Genomic DNA, 13,336 nt, shown 5'->3' on the forward strand with positions numbered 1-13,336 from the left:
CGTTTTAAAGAGATTGAAAATTTTAAGCCACAGCCATATTGGGAGTTGCAAACCATGTATCGCGAGACCTTATTTAGTTATGAAGAAGGACGTTTTTTAAAGAAGGAGGATGGTGAAGCCTTAGCAAATAAGGTTAAGGAAAGTGATTTTAAAATTGTTTCTATTGAAAAAAAGAAAGGCAATGAATATGCGCCTAAACTGTTTGATTTAACGGGATTGCAAGTGTATTGCAATAACAAATTCGGATTTTCGGCCGATGATACGCTTAAAATAGTACAAACCTTATACGAGCAAAAAGTAGTAACATATCCAAGAGTAGATACCACGTTTTTACCAAATGACGTGTACCCTAAGGTTCAAGGTATTCTGCAAAAGCTAACAGGTTATGCGAGTTTAACGCAGCCACTTTTAGGAAAGAAAATTAAAAAGTCGCCGAAAGTCTTTAACGATAAAAAAGTTACCGATCACCATGCTATTATTCCAACAGGCATTCAAACCAGATTACAATATAATCAGCAGCAGGTTTACGATATTATTGTAAAACGTTTTATTGCAGTTTTTTATGAAGATTGTTCGGTCTCGAACACTACTGTAATTGGCAAAGCGGCTGAAGTTTCTTTTAAAACTACCGGGAAGGAAATTTTAAAAAAAGGCTGGCGCGTTGTTTTTGAAACACCCGATAAAAAAGAAAAGGAAACTGGGATATTACCTGCTTTTGTGAAAGGTGAAAGTGGACCTCATGAACCGTCGTTTCTAGAAAAAGAAACGAAACCCCCGAATCAATTTACAGAAGCATCCTTGTTACGTGCTATGGAAACAGCAGGCAAACAGGTTGATGATGATGAGTTAAGAGACTTAATGAAGGAAAATGGTATTGGCAGACCATCAACGCGTGCCAATATTATTGAAACGCTTTTTAAACGAAAATATATAAAACGTAATAAAAAACAGGTGTTACCAACGGTTACTGGTATTCAGTTAATAGATACGATACAAAATGAACTGTTGAAATCGGCTGAATTAACGGGTTCTTGGGAAAAACAACTCAAGGATATCGAAAAGGGTGAATTTAGTGCTGCAGCATTTATAAAAAACATGAAGCGTATGGTAGATGCTTTGGTTTACGAAGTTAGAAGTGAAACGAAGCGTGCCAATATTTCACATGTTGTTACTGTTAAGACGCGTGAGGCTAAAGAGACTAAAAAAAAGAAAGCCGGTATTGAGGCAGAGATTTGTCCAAAGTGCAAGCAAGGCCATCTGATAAAAGGAAAAACGGCTTATGGCTGCACCGCTTATAAAGAGGGATGTACGCTTGTGTTGCCATTTAGTTTTCAGGGGAAAAGGATTTCGGAGAAACAATATACAAGGTTGCTTCAAAAAGGGTCAACTGTTAATTTAAAAGGTTTTAAAACAGGTTCTGGTGACGTTGAAGGCTTGATTCGTTTTGATGAAAATTTCAAATTAAAATTGGAACCTAAAAAAACGTCCGTGCCTGCCTCGTCGGCAGACAGGAAAGCAAATAAAGATGAATTGCTATGTCCTAAATGTAAAAATGGAACGATTATAAAAGGAAAAATCGCCTATGGATGCAGCGATTATAAATTGGGATGTGATTTTAGAATGTCTTTTGATGTTGTTCGTGATAAAATTAAAGGACAAAAAGCAACAAAGGAACTTGTGTATAGTGTTTTAAATGAAGGAAAATGAACCATTGCGTCATTACTAGGAGGTACAACAAAGTAATCTCTCTATGTCGCATTAGGATAAATTCCGAATAAAAAATAAATGACTGAGGATAAAGTTAAACATAGACATTTTATTATCTATAAACCGTATGGTTATTTAAGTCAATTTTACAGCAATTCAAAGCAGCAGAAAAAGAAAATATTTTTAGGAGATTTATACGATTTTCCAGAAAACGTTATGGCTATTGGCAGGTTAGATGAAAAATCGGAAGGTTTGTTGCTAATTACAACCGATGGTAAAACAAGTGATTTTGTAAACAGCCAAAAGGTTGATAAAGAATATTATGCACAGGTTAATGGTGATATTTCTGAGGATGCAATTACTAAGTTGAAAACAGGGGTTGAAATTGGATTTAGTGGAAAAAAATATATAACGAAACCTTGTGAGGTTTTTAAATTACAAACCAAACCAGAATTGCCATTACGCTCAAAAAAAATTCGAGACGACAGGCATGGACCAACCTCTTGGGTGTCTATTACGCTTAATGAAGGTAAGTTTCGTCAGGTTCGTAAAATGACATCCGCCGTTGGGTTTTCAACTTTACGGTTGGTTAGAGTTAGGGTAGGAGCTATTTGTATTAATGATATGAATTCAGGCGATGTTATTGAAGTAGAAAAGTTTAATTTAAACTTCTAATTTTTTCAATTCTTTATAATTTCTATTCAGTCGTTTAAGTAACAAACCATAAATTAGTTTGTAAAATAGCCATATTATAAAAACAAAAATAGCAGTTACACCCACAAGTATCATATAAGTTATAATCATTTGTTTTTGGTTAAAATGCGATATGGTCTCGGTTAAATTTGGATCGTGTATAATAGCAAAATACATACCCACAACCATAGATGCAAACGCCATAATTAAGTTATAAAGCACATAATATTTAATAACTTTTCGAGTTTTTAAAATGCTTTCCATTAACTTTTTAGCGTTGTCTGTAACCGAAATAGCTTTATGAGATTTAAATAGTAAATATATAAACAGTAATATTACTAAATAACTTATTATAGTTAATCCTATAAAAATAGTTTCATTCGTATATACAGATTCTAATCGCTCTTTATAGCTATCTGAAGTAAAATAAGGAATTGTATTAATCAATATCCAAAATACTAACTCTCCAATACTTATATAGAATAGCGTCTTGACAATAGAAGATGATTTCTTTTGTAATAAGGGGTATATCTCTTGGGAAGATAGCTTTTTATAAGCCGAATCTTGTTTGCCCCAGTCTTTTTTTAATAATTCTAATTCATCCATATTGTTACGGATTAAGGATGGTTTTTAATTTAGTTTTTATCCTATTCATCTTCACACGTGCGTTCACTTCAGTAATCCCCATTGTTTCACTTATTTCTCTATAATCTTTGTCTTCTAAATATAAAAACACAAGGGCTTTTTCAATATCATTTAATTCATGCACCGCTTTGTACAAGGTTTTTAATTGTTGCTCTTCGGTATCGTCATAATCTTCAGCTTTCATTCTAAACTCAACACCATCAAAATCTTGCGTGTTAATTGTGCGTTTTGATTTCCGATATAATGTTATGGCTGTATTTAAACCAACACGATACATCCATGTGCTGAATTTTGAATCACCACGAAACTTAGGGTAAGCTCTCCATAGTTGAATGGTAATTTCTTGAAACAAATCATTGTGCGCATCATAATTGTTAGTATAGAGTCTGCATACCTTATGTATAATATTTTGATGCTTTTCAAGCAATTCAACAAAACTATGTTCTAGCTCTTGATTCAATTTGATTTGTTAGTTATTATGTAAGTAGCTTAAATATTTAAAACGTTACAAAAGTGTTTATAAATTAATTACAAAAACCCTTAATTATAAATTTTTTAGTGATTATTATTTATGATTTTTTAAAATCAATAACTCTATTGTCGTTTTATTTTAAATTAAAGTGATTATTTAAATAATAAAAATTATAAACTGATAATGAACGGTTTAAATTGGCAGTATAGATAAAATCTATTAACGTTTTTCTTCTTTAAAAGAATTGTTTTTGCCAATCTGTTTTGCTAATATATAAAAAATAGATTTTCAAATCTATTCTTCTAATTATAGCCAAATATATAATCGATTTCTATAAGTTTTTTGTTCTCGATTTATTAATTAACAGTCTTTTCTTGTGTTTTTTAAAGAGTTGGTTTTCAATATTCATCAATTCATCAATTCATCAATTCATCAATTCATCAATTCATCTTCTAATTTTTACAGTTCAGTTAATTGTAATTTTTCGTGGTGATTTTCTTTTTCAACTTTGTGTCATCATAAAAAATTAAGTAATCATTTTTATCATGAAAAAAGCGATCATAGTTACGCTTGTATTAATAGGGTTTCAATTAAGTGCGCAACAAATTATTAACGGCACAGTTTTCAATAATAAAGGTATTCCAATTGTTGGTGCCAATGTGTTTTTAGAGAGAAGTTATGATGGTGGTACAACCGATGACCATGGAACATTTAGTTTTAAAACAACCGAAACTGGGACACAAACTTTAATAATATCTTATATCTCTTATGAAAGCTTTTATATGGTTGGAGATATCACATATATGAAAGACATAATTGTGAAACTTCGCGATGATGTAAATACACTCGATACGGTTGTTCTTTCAGCGGGTACTTTTAAAGCAGGAGACAATAGTAAGGTGAATGCATTAAAGCCTTTAGATATTGTGACAACCGCAAGCGCCTTAGGAGATGTTATTGGTGCTTTTCAAACCTTACCAGGAACTTCAACAGTTGCCGAAGATGGTAGGTTGTTTGTAAGAGGTGGCGAAGCAGAAGAAACACAAATTTTTATTGATGGTATTCGCGTGTTTACACCATATACACCAACGACAAATAATGCGCCAACAAGAGGTAGGTTTTCGCCATTTTTATTTGATGGTATCACGTTCTCAACGGGAGGTTATTCGGCAGAATATGGTCAAGCCCTTTCAAGTGTGCTGCTACTAAACACTATCGATGAACCCGATCAAGAGAAAACTGACATAGGTATTATGAGTCTTGGTGCAACACTCGGTAATACGCAACGATGGAATAAAAGCTCTTTAAGTGTTAATGGTTCATACATCAACTTAGCACCATACAATGAAATTTTTCCAAACAGAAATGAGTGGATAAAACCTGCTGAAGTATTATCAGGTGAAACGGTATATAGAAATAAGTTTGATTCAGGTTTATTAAAACTCTATGCTGCTTTTGATTCAACTAATTTTGAATTAACACAAGAGGATATTAATGAGCCAGAAGGAATTCGTTTAAAATTAAAAAACAACAACTTGTATTTTAACGGATCATATCAAGGCGCTTTAAACGATACTTGGAATGTTTTTGGGGGTGCAAGTCTTACTTATGGAAAAAATGATCTAAACTTCACCGAAATGACTATTAATGATACAGAAAAGGCTATTCATGCAAAACTAAAGTTTTATAAACGTTACAGTAACCAATTTAAACTTTATTTTGGAGCCGAATACTTAGCATCAAATTTTAATGAGGATTTTTCTGAAACCAATTTCGATAAAGAAACTTATCGCTACAAAGATAATATTAAAGCCATTTTTGTAGAAGCAGATATTTTCTTATCAAAAGCAATCGCATTTAAAGCCGGTTTAAGATCAGAATATAGTGAGCTCTTCAATTCATTTAATGTGGCTCCAAGACTTTCATTGGCTTATAAAACATCAAAAAGCAGTCAGCTATCATTGGCTTATGGTAATTTTTATCAAAGTCCAACCAGTAATATTTTAAAATTTAATCAAGACTTAAAATCACAAAACACGTCACATTACATTTTAAATTATCAGTACAATGCAGATCGAAAAATATTTAGAGCTGAAGCGTATTATAAAGATTATAATAATTTGGTAAAATATGATACGGATTTTACTCAATTTGATAGTAACTACAATAGCGATGGTGATGGATTTGCTAAAGGAATTGATTTGTTTTGGAGAGACAGTAAGAGCTTAAAAAATATTGATTATTGGGTTAGTTATTCGTTTTTAGATTCAAAGCGGAATTATAAGAATTATCCGTTTAAGGCACAACCCAATTACGTTAACACCCATAACTTATCTCTTGTTGGTAAATATTGGATTAATGATTTAAGAAGTCAATTAGGCTTAAGTTATACTTTTGCTTCAGGACGACCATTTACTAACCCAAACACAGAAGGGTTTTTAAATAAAAAAACCAAATCATATAATAGCTTAAGTATTAACTGGGCCTATTTAATTAGTCCGCAAAAAATACTATACGCATCGGTTAATAATGTACTCGGATTTAAAAATATTAACGGCTATCAGTATGCTAATACTGTCAATAACAATGGCCTTTTTGATAGACGAATATTAAGACCTGCAGCCGATCAATTCTTTTTTGTTGGCTTTTTCTGGACCATAAGTGACGACAAAAAGAGCAACCAGTTAAATAATCTATAAGATGTCTCCAAGAATAGTGTGTTTTGAGTATATATTAATAGAGCACCCTAGTTTAATCGATATAGTATGAAATCTGTATTCTTCAGCTCTTTCTATGACAAAAATCATAATTTCTGAACTTTAAATTAGTTAACTTTAATACAAGAAATTTAAACCTTAAGTTATGAAAGCTAAGAAAAATCCAGAAATGGAAATTGGTAGAAATAGCAGTTTATATTTTGCTCTTGGTCTCAATATCATGCTGTTTGTTTCTTGGCAATTGTTGGAATATAGAACCTATTATAGTCGAGATTTAGCGATTGATATTTTAAGCATGGATGAAGAATTTGAGGAAGATATTCCAATAATCAATGTCAATACACCCCCACCCCCACCCCCACCTGTAGCTATTCAAGAATCTATTGAAGTTGTTGAAGACGCTGTAGAAATTGAAGAAACCATTATTGAAAGTACAGAGACCAATCAAGAAGATGAAATTTCAGAACCAATAGTGTCAGTTAGTGATGTGACCGTTGAAAAAGTAGAAGAAGACGATGAAGTCCCATTTGCCGTTATTGAAGATATTCCAGTATTTCCCGGTTGTGAAAATGTACCTAAAAATGAAAGAAGAGATTGCTTTCAATTAAAAATGGAAGAGCATGTAATTAAATATTTCAACTATCCGGAAATGGCAATGGAACTTGGGATTCAAGGCAAAGTGTTTGTTGTTTTTAAGATTGATGCAAATGGTTATATTACAGGAATAAAATCTAGAGGACCAGATAAAGTTTTAGAGAAGGAAGCAGAACGTATCATAAGCAAATTACCTAAAATGATTCCAGGTAAACAAAGAGGTAAACCAGTAAAAGTGCCATATAGCGTTCCTATTTTATTTAAATTTGTAGAAAGTTAATCTTAAAAATAATTATTGCAACAATAAATAGTATCGTTTTAATTTTATCATGTTAATTTTTTAAACCGCTTTAAGGTCTAATATATAGATTTTAAAGTGGTTTTATTATTTAATAATCGTACAAGACATCTCGTCCTGTAAATATGACAATTCAGTTACTCTCTTTTTAAAATATTGTACGTATGATAGATATTTGTCTCATAATTTAAAAACAATCAGCATGCAAAAATTAAGTGTTATTTTAGTATTATTTGTAACGAGCTTATTAAGTGCTCAATCAAATTATGAAAAAGGTATGCAAAAGGCCTTTGAACTTTGGGGAGGAAACAATCCTGCAGAAGCGTCAAATATGTTTGAGCGTATTGCAAATGCAGAACCAGACAATTGGTTGCCTGCGTATTATGCAGCTCAAATTAACATTGTAAATAGTTTTGGACTTCAAGATGAAGAAAAACTATCAGCACAACTTAAAAAAGCACAAGATCTAATTAATGATGCGACGGCTATTTCAAAGAACAATCCAGAAATTTTAGTGCTTCAAGCATTATTACACACTGCTTGGGTGGCTTATGATGGGGCAACCTATGGGATGACTCTTTCTCCTAAAGTAGCAGCAATTTATGCGCAAGCAGAACAGATAGACCCTAAAAATCCAAGAGTAGTTTATTGTAAAGCCGAATGGGGTATTGGAGGTGCAAAATATTTTGGACAAGACACTATGCCATTTTGTAAAGATTTGGAAAGAGCTTTAGAACTTTTTGCTAACTTTAAACCAGAAACACCATTTCACCCAAATTGGGGCAAAGAGAGAGTTAAAATGCTTGTTGAAACTTGTGAAAAGTAGTCAGTAGATTATTAATTATATATTATGACAAAATCGGTTAAAAATATCATTATTACATTTATTATTGGATGTTCAGTTTTTGTAATTGGCAACTTATTATCGAGTGGTTTTAATTTTGAAACGGTTAATGATTTTTTAATAAATTTTGTTTTTTATCAACTGTATTCTTTTGTTCTTGGCTATTCTAATATGTATTTCTTCGATTATTTAGAACAACGTAAATGGAAAAAGGAAGATAGAATAAAAAGGATTACGATTGGAATTTTAGGGTCAACAGCAATTACTTTAATTGGGCTATTTATTTTAAGGGCATTAACAGCAATCTTGATGAATGGTAAAACATTCACTGAATTTATTGCTAATGAAAAGTTTGCCTATTATCAATTTGGCTTGTGGATTACCTTAACTATTGTCGCTATTTTTCATTTTGTTTATTTCTACAATAGATATCAGCAGAACAAAATTAAAGAACAAAAGGTTATAGCAGGCACGGCAAGTGCTAAGTTTGATGCCTTAAAAAACCAATTAGATCCGCATTTTTTATTCAATAGTTTAAATGTGTTAACCAGTTTAATTGAAGAAAACCCAGAAAATGCACAAAGGTTTACAACGTCATTGTCAAAAGTATATCGTTATGTGTTGGAACAAAAAAACAAAGAACTGGTAACCGTTGATGAGGAGTTAGAGTTCGCTAAAACATACATGTCTTTACTTAAAATGAGATTTGAAGACTGCATAGTTTTTGACATGCCAGAAAAAGTGTCAAACCCAGATAGCAAAGTGGTGCCTTTATCTTTGCAGCTTCTTTTAGAGAATGCAGTGAAGCACAATATGGTAACTACAAGTAAACCCTTACGCATTAAAATATTTGAACATGAAGGCAATTTGGTGGTAGAAAATAATCTTCAGCCTAAACAAATTGTAAAAAAGAGTAGTGGTGTAGGTTTAGAAAACATCAAACAACGCTATAACTTATTATCAAACAAAAAAGTAAACATCGATCAACAAGCAAACAGTTTTGCCGTGGCGATACCAATGCTTACAAAACAAATATCAATCATGAATACAACATCAACTTCAAAAGTAGATAGTAGCTATTTAAGAGCACGAAAACATATCGATGATATTAAGGAGTTTTACTATGGTATAGTATCATTTATTATAATATTTCCGTTTTTAGTTTATATTAACTATGTGACTTACTGGGATTTTAAATGGTTCTGGTTTCCTCTCATAGGATGGGGAATAGGCATCATTATTAATGCTTTTAAAATTTTTATGAGTAATGGTATTTTTGGCCGAAATTGGGAAGAGCGTAAAATAAAACAATTTATGAATAATCCGGGAGATGAAGACACCCGTTGGAAATAAAAATAGCACACAAATGAGAACACAATCAGACAACAATATTGACGATAAATATGTTCAGGCTCGTAAGAAGGTAGAAGAATTAAAGGGGTTTTATTACAACCTTATTTCTTATGTTTTGGTGATTCCTTTTTTAATTTTTATTAATTACAAAACCTATTGGGACTTTCATTGGTTTTGGTTTCCTATACTAGGTTGGGGAATAGGTCTTTCCTTTCATGCCTATCATGTATTTGTTAATAATAGTATTTTAGGGAAAAACTGGGAAGAACGCAAGATCGAACAATTTATGCGGGAAGAAGAAGAAAAACGCTGGGAGTAATGTTAAAAATTAAGTATTATGACAACTTTTAGAACAAACAAACAAGAAAACGATAAATCTCAAGCCGATTTTTATCGTGAAGACGCGTATTTGAGAGCACAAAAAAAGGTAAAAAAAATTATTGGTTTCTATTGGCATTTAGCAGCTTATGTGATTATCAATTTGTTTTTTATAGTTTTTTTAGGATCAAATAATGGTGACTTTTTCAGCTTTGGTAATTTCTCAATGGCTATTTTTTGGGGAATTGGATTATTTTTTCACTTTCTAAGTGTCTTTGGACCGGATTTCTTTTTCGGTAAAAGTTGGGAACAACGTAAAATTAAAGAGTATATGGATAAGGATAAAAAACGATGGGAATGAACGTACTTATTATAGAAGACGAAAAACCATCAGCACGCAGATTACAGCGCATGTTAGCAAGTATACAAGTTAATGCAGAGGTAATGCTGCATTCTATAGAAGAAAGTATTGCTTGGTTTAAAAATAATGAACATCCAGATTTAATATTTTTAGACATTCAATTAAGTGATGGGTTATCATTTGAAATTTTTGAAACTCTAGACATTAAAAGTGCTGTTATTTTTACGACAGCATATGATGAGTATGCCTTACAGGCTTTTAAGCTAAATAGTATAGACTATTTGTTAAAACCTATTGATACTTTTGAGTTAGAGAAAGCGGTAAAAAAATATCAGAATCGAGTTCCGCAGCCACAAGCTGTAACCATAGATTTTAACGATATAAAAAAACTTTTAGTAAACCCCATTGACCAGGAGTATAAAAAACGATTCTCAGTAAAAATTGGGCAGCATTTAAAACTTATTAATATTGAAGATATTGAATGTTTTTATAGTGAAAATAAAGGCACATATTTATATACTAATGAAGGTAGAAACTATTTGTTAGATACCACGTTAGAGCTATTAGAACAAGAGTTAGAGCCTCAAACCTTTTTCCGAATTAACCGTAAATTCTTTGTAAACATAAATGCCATTAAAGATATGGTAAGCTACACAAACTCACGTTTGCAAATAAAACTAAGTTCTTATAATGAGGATGAGGTTATTGTGGCACGCGAGCGCGTTAAGGATTTTAAGGCATGGTTGGAATAATTTTTCATTCTCAATTTGAGCCCTATTTATTTACTGAAATATTGTTGTAACAACAATATTAATTCATCTTTTTCAATCGGTTTTGAAATATATGCATCACATCCTGCGCCTAGGACATTATCTCTTTCTGCGGCTAGACCAAAATCTGTCTGAGTAATAATAATTACATCTTTATTAAAATAGGCGTATTTGTTGTGGAGTTTCATATCCATCCTTTATAGGTGTTTTAAGCCTTAAGCCGTTATGGTTTTAAATCATACCATTTATACATTTAATGATCCATTAAGCGACCATAGATGGTGCCTATTGATTTTTTTAATTTTTTAAGAGAATTATTCACTGCTTTCTCTAGGGTGTCTGCATTACTGGTAACTGCAATGGGTTGCAGGTTTTCTAATCGTGCCTCAATCAAACAACGACTATCATTCTGGCCTTTTTTTGAACCATTCTCATCTGAAAGATGCACTTCTATACGTGTGATATGATCACTGAATCTATCTAATTCTTTAGTTATTGTAGTATTTATATATTTTTCAAGTCTTTCGTTTCCTGAGATGTTTGCATCGGTATTAAGTTGAATATTCATAATGTTTTTTTAAGGTTTTATATTTGCAATGAGAGAGAAAAAATTCTTACCTAAAAATGATTCTCTAATTGTAAAGATAGTGATTCTTAAAGCGAATGTATTATACAATTGGGGAAATGAATTATGTCATTTTAAGAGTTTAGGGTAATGGATATAATTATTCTTGCTTAAAGTAATTAATGGAAGATCTATAATATAGATATAACGAATTGAGTCTTTCGTTTCACGAGTTTGTATAAGATATGTGTTGCATGGCGCAGCGTGCGGCTTGAAGCAGCGAACCCCACCAGTATTTTCTCTTCTCCAAATTAACTGAGCCGCGTGCGAATTAGCAAAGCTAGCTTCTCAGAACTTTCGGAAGTACTATTTATTATTATTTGTTCAAATTATTCAAATATTGAGAATGTAATCTATACATTTTTATAAGCCGTTTTTAATTCCGTTAACAAATTCAATCAGATTATAATAGGTTTGATTTTGTTGTTCTTCCAATGAAATATCAGAGGAACTGTCCATTAGGAGATTACCTAAATAACCAAATTGAGAATGATTACCTCTATTTATCAGAATCAATTTTGAGTTTTTCGGCAACTTACTTTTGTTTTCCATAACTTCCTCAACTCTTGCTAGTCCGTCATTATCTGCATGCAATTTGATACAAGGGATATCTTGAATTGATAAATCAATGTCTCGCGGATGAGAAGTACCCATTAAAAATAGGCCTTCAAATACATTTGGGTTTTCATAAACAAACTGTACTGCCATTTTTCCATATTGAGAGTGTCCACCGATGATAAATTTTCCTCGATTTAGGTTAATTAATTTGGAAACTTTTTGATAGTCATATTGAGGAAGCCTCCAATCCATCTTTATTAGGTGAGTAGTAAATCCATTCTCTGATATTCTCCTACAGAGTGGCGCATATGCTTTAGGGTCAGTTAAACCACCTTGTAAAAAAATAATTTCAAGTTCGTTTTCTGAAGTCTTAGATTTAAAAGCGAATTGGACATCTGTTTCAATAACAGAAACAAAGTCAGAATTCAAAAAAGTGTTTTCAGGAAGATTATGATACTGAAATGTATTCCAATTTCATATAGAAAATATTGCTACAGGACCAAACCAAATAGTCCTGAATATCTTTCGTTTGCTCCATTTTGTTGTCATTGGTCGGGGTTGTGTATAAATGGCTTATACGTAATATGATATGAATCCGTTTTAATGATTTATATCAAACGTTAAATGAAGTTAGTCAATAATCTTACAAGGTTGCCTTGTTAGGTTTTAAAGTATTCTTTTCAGTTTAAGTTAACGTTCTCTTAAAAACGAGGACTTTTTGGGTTATTCCCTTGGCGTTCAATATATAAATGATAGCTTTGTAACGAATTTTAACAAGAAAACAAAATTTATGAGTCAAGTAAAAGAAAATGATACAGTAAAAGTTCATTACACAGGAAAATTAAGCAACGGAGAAGTTTTTGATAGCTCAGAAGGCAAAGAACCATTAGAAGCCACATTAGGGCAAGGTATGCTAATACCTGGTTTTGAAAAAGCTATCATTGATATGAAAGTAAGTGACAAGAAAGTGGTAAACATTTCTAAAGAAGAAGCATATGGTGATATTCAAGACGGATTGTTTCACAAAGTAGATAAAAATCAATTGCCAGAGGAAATCAAACCAGAATTAGGAATGGGCTTAACTTCAAGAAGTGAAGATGGTAAAGAATACCAATTTAGGATTGCCGAAATTAATGAAGATCACATTGTTGTTGATGGCAATCATCCATTAGCAGGTCAAGACCTTACATTCGAACTAGAGGTTGTGGAAATTAAGTAACCATACAATAAAACATATTATAAAAAGCTTGGGCATTGCTCAGGCTTTTTTGTTTTTAAATGTTAAAATATGTTTAATCGGCTTGGATTATTCAATAATATACAGTATGTTAATAAGAGTCATTTTCATACAGAATAGTATTTATTTCTACAGCACGTTTGT

The 13,336-nt window shown here is 31.8% G+C and carries 15 protein-coding genes; 10 read left to right on the forward strand and 5 right to left on the reverse strand.

What is annotated here, in order from left to right:
• The coding region (locus tag AC15TD_RS11460; RefSeq protein WP_484452286.1) for a DNA topoisomerase at positions 1 to 1,707 on the forward strand (1,707 nt) is incomplete at its 5' end.
• A gap of 78 nt (positions 1,708 to 1,785) precedes the next feature.
• The gene (locus AC15TD_RS11465; RefSeq protein ID WP_484452287.1) at positions 1,786 to 2,382 is read left to right on the forward strand and encodes a pseudouridine synthase; all 597 of its coding nucleotides are present in this window, start codon (positions 1,786 to 1,788) and stop codon (positions 2,380 to 2,382) included.
• Here the strand turns inward: AC15TD_RS11465 and AC15TD_RS11470 are convergent.
• Both AC15TD_RS11470 and AC15TD_RS11475 read right to left on the reverse strand, forming a co-directional pair.
• Positions 2,371 to 3,006 (reverse strand): hypothetical protein, encoded by a 636-nt coding sequence (locus AC15TD_RS11470; RefSeq protein WP_484452288.1) that lies wholly within the window; start codon positions 3,004 to 3,006, stop codon positions 2,371 to 2,373. The genes AC15TD_RS11465 and AC15TD_RS11470 overlap by 12 nt on opposite strands.
• Positions 3,007 to 3,010: 4 nt before the next feature.
• Positions 3,011 to 3,505, reverse strand: a complete 495-nt coding sequence (locus AC15TD_RS11475) for an RNA polymerase sigma factor (RefSeq protein ID WP_484452289.1) — start codon at positions 3,503 to 3,505, stop codon at positions 3,011 to 3,013.
• A 557-nt stretch (positions 3,506 to 4,062) separates the two neighbouring features.
• Between AC15TD_RS11475 and AC15TD_RS11480 the strand changes: the two genes are divergently transcribed.
• From AC15TD_RS11480 to AC15TD_RS11510, 7 genes are all read left to right on the forward strand, one after another.
• The gene (locus AC15TD_RS11480; protein WP_484452290.1) at positions 4,063 to 6,216 is read left to right on the forward strand and encodes a TonB-dependent receptor; all 2,154 of its coding nucleotides are present in this window, start codon (positions 4,063 to 4,065) and stop codon (positions 6,214 to 6,216) included.
• A gap of 163 nt (positions 6,217 to 6,379) precedes the next feature.
• On the forward strand, positions 6,380 to 7,108 hold the full coding sequence (locus AC15TD_RS11485; protein ID WP_484452291.1) for an energy transducer TonB: 729 nt from the start codon (positions 6,380 to 6,382) through the stop codon (positions 7,106 to 7,108).
• Positions 7,109 to 7,328: 220 nt separating this feature from the next.
• Complete coding sequence (locus AC15TD_RS11490; protein ID WP_484452292.1) at positions 7,329 to 7,952, forward strand: hypothetical protein; 624 nt, start codon at positions 7,329 to 7,331, stop codon at positions 7,950 to 7,952.
• A gap of 24 nt (positions 7,953 to 7,976) precedes the next feature.
• Positions 7,977 to 9,323, forward strand: a complete 1,347-nt coding sequence (locus AC15TD_RS11495) for a histidine kinase (RefSeq protein ID WP_484452293.1) — start codon at positions 7,977 to 7,979, stop codon at positions 9,321 to 9,323.
• Between the two features lie 13 nt (positions 9,324 to 9,336).
• Positions 9,337 to 9,642, forward strand: a complete 306-nt coding sequence (locus AC15TD_RS11500) for a 2TM domain-containing protein (protein WP_484452294.1) — start codon at positions 9,337 to 9,339, stop codon at positions 9,640 to 9,642.
• Between the two features lie 18 nt (positions 9,643 to 9,660).
• Complete coding sequence (locus AC15TD_RS11505; protein ID WP_484452295.1) at positions 9,661 to 10,002, forward strand: 2TM domain-containing protein; 342 nt, start codon at positions 9,661 to 9,663, stop codon at positions 10,000 to 10,002.
• Complete coding sequence (locus AC15TD_RS11510) at positions 9,999 to 10,754, forward strand: LytR/AlgR family response regulator transcription factor (RefSeq protein ID WP_484452296.1); 756 nt, start codon at positions 9,999 to 10,001, stop codon at positions 10,752 to 10,754. Before AC15TD_RS11505 ends, AC15TD_RS11510 begins: the two co-directional genes overlap by 4 nt.
• 26 nt (positions 10,755 to 10,780) lie before the next feature.
• On the opposite strand, the gene AC15TD_RS11515 is transcribed toward AC15TD_RS11510, so the two are convergent.
• The 3 genes from AC15TD_RS11515 to AC15TD_RS11525 form a co-directional block, all read right to left on the reverse strand.
• Positions 10,781 to 10,960: a hypothetical protein gene (locus AC15TD_RS11515; RefSeq protein ID WP_484452297.1), complete on the reverse strand. Its 180-nt coding sequence runs from the start codon at positions 10,958 to 10,960 to the stop codon at positions 10,781 to 10,783.
• 65 nt (positions 10,961 to 11,025) lie between these two features.
• Complete coding sequence (locus AC15TD_RS11520; protein ID WP_484452298.1) at positions 11,026 to 11,340, reverse strand: HPF/RaiA family ribosome-associated protein; 315 nt, start codon at positions 11,338 to 11,340, stop codon at positions 11,026 to 11,028.
• A 420-nt stretch (positions 11,341 to 11,760) separates the two neighbouring features.
• Entirely contained in the window at positions 11,761 to 12,384 is a 624-nt protein-coding gene (locus AC15TD_RS11525; protein WP_484452299.1) for an alpha/beta hydrolase, read from the reverse strand.
• Positions 12,385 to 12,745: 361 nt separating this feature from the next.
• On the opposite strand from AC15TD_RS11525, the gene AC15TD_RS11530 reads away from it, so the two are divergent.
• A complete protein-coding gene (locus AC15TD_RS11530; protein ID WP_484452300.1) occupies positions 12,746 to 13,174 on the forward strand; it encodes an FKBP-type peptidyl-prolyl cis-trans isomerase in 429 nt (142 codons plus the stop codon).
• Positions 13,175 to 13,336 lie beyond the last annotated feature (162 nt).

This window comes from Yeosuana sp., from assembly GCF_057126245.1.

Excerpts from the sequence above, each read along its gene's own strand:
- AC15TD_RS11465 (WP_484452287.1), top strand. The coding sequence starts at position 1,786 with ATGACTGAGGATAAAGTTAAACATAGACATTTTATTATCTATAAACCG.
- AC15TD_RS11470 (WP_484452288.1), bottom strand. The coding sequence starts at position 3,006 with ATGGATGAATTAGAATTATTAAAAAAAGACTGGGGCAAACAAGATTCG.
- AC15TD_RS11480 (WP_484452290.1), top strand. The coding sequence starts at position 4,063 with ATGAAAAAAGCGATCATAGTTACGCTTGTATTAATAGGGTTTCAATTA.
- AC15TD_RS11485 (WP_484452291.1), top strand. The coding sequence starts at position 6,380 with ATGAAAGCTAAGAAAAATCCAGAAATGGAAATTGGTAGAAATAGCAGT.
- AC15TD_RS11490 (WP_484452292.1), top strand. The coding sequence starts at position 7,329 with ATGCAAAAATTAAGTGTTATTTTAGTATTATTTGTAACGAGCTTATTA.
- AC15TD_RS11495 (WP_484452293.1), top strand. The coding sequence starts at position 7,977 with ATGACAAAATCGGTTAAAAATATCATTATTACATTTATTATTGGATGT.
- AC15TD_RS11500 (WP_484452294.1), top strand. The coding sequence starts at position 9,337 with ATGAGAACACAATCAGACAACAATATTGACGATAAATATGTTCAGGCT.
- AC15TD_RS11505 (WP_484452295.1), top strand. The coding sequence starts at position 9,661 with ATGACAACTTTTAGAACAAACAAACAAGAAAACGATAAATCTCAAGCC.
- AC15TD_RS11510 (WP_484452296.1), top strand. The coding sequence starts at position 9,999 with ATGAACGTACTTATTATAGAAGACGAAAAACCATCAGCACGCAGATTA.
- AC15TD_RS11515 (WP_484452297.1), bottom strand. The coding sequence starts at position 10,960 with ATGAAACTCCACAACAAATACGCCTATTTTAATAAAGATGTAATTATT.
- AC15TD_RS11520 (WP_484452298.1), bottom strand. The coding sequence starts at position 11,340 with ATGAATATTCAACTTAATACCGATGCAAACATCTCAGGAAACGAAAGA.
- AC15TD_RS11530 (WP_484452300.1), top strand. The coding sequence starts at position 12,746 with ATGAGTCAAGTAAAAGAAAATGATACAGTAAAAGTTCATTACACAGGA.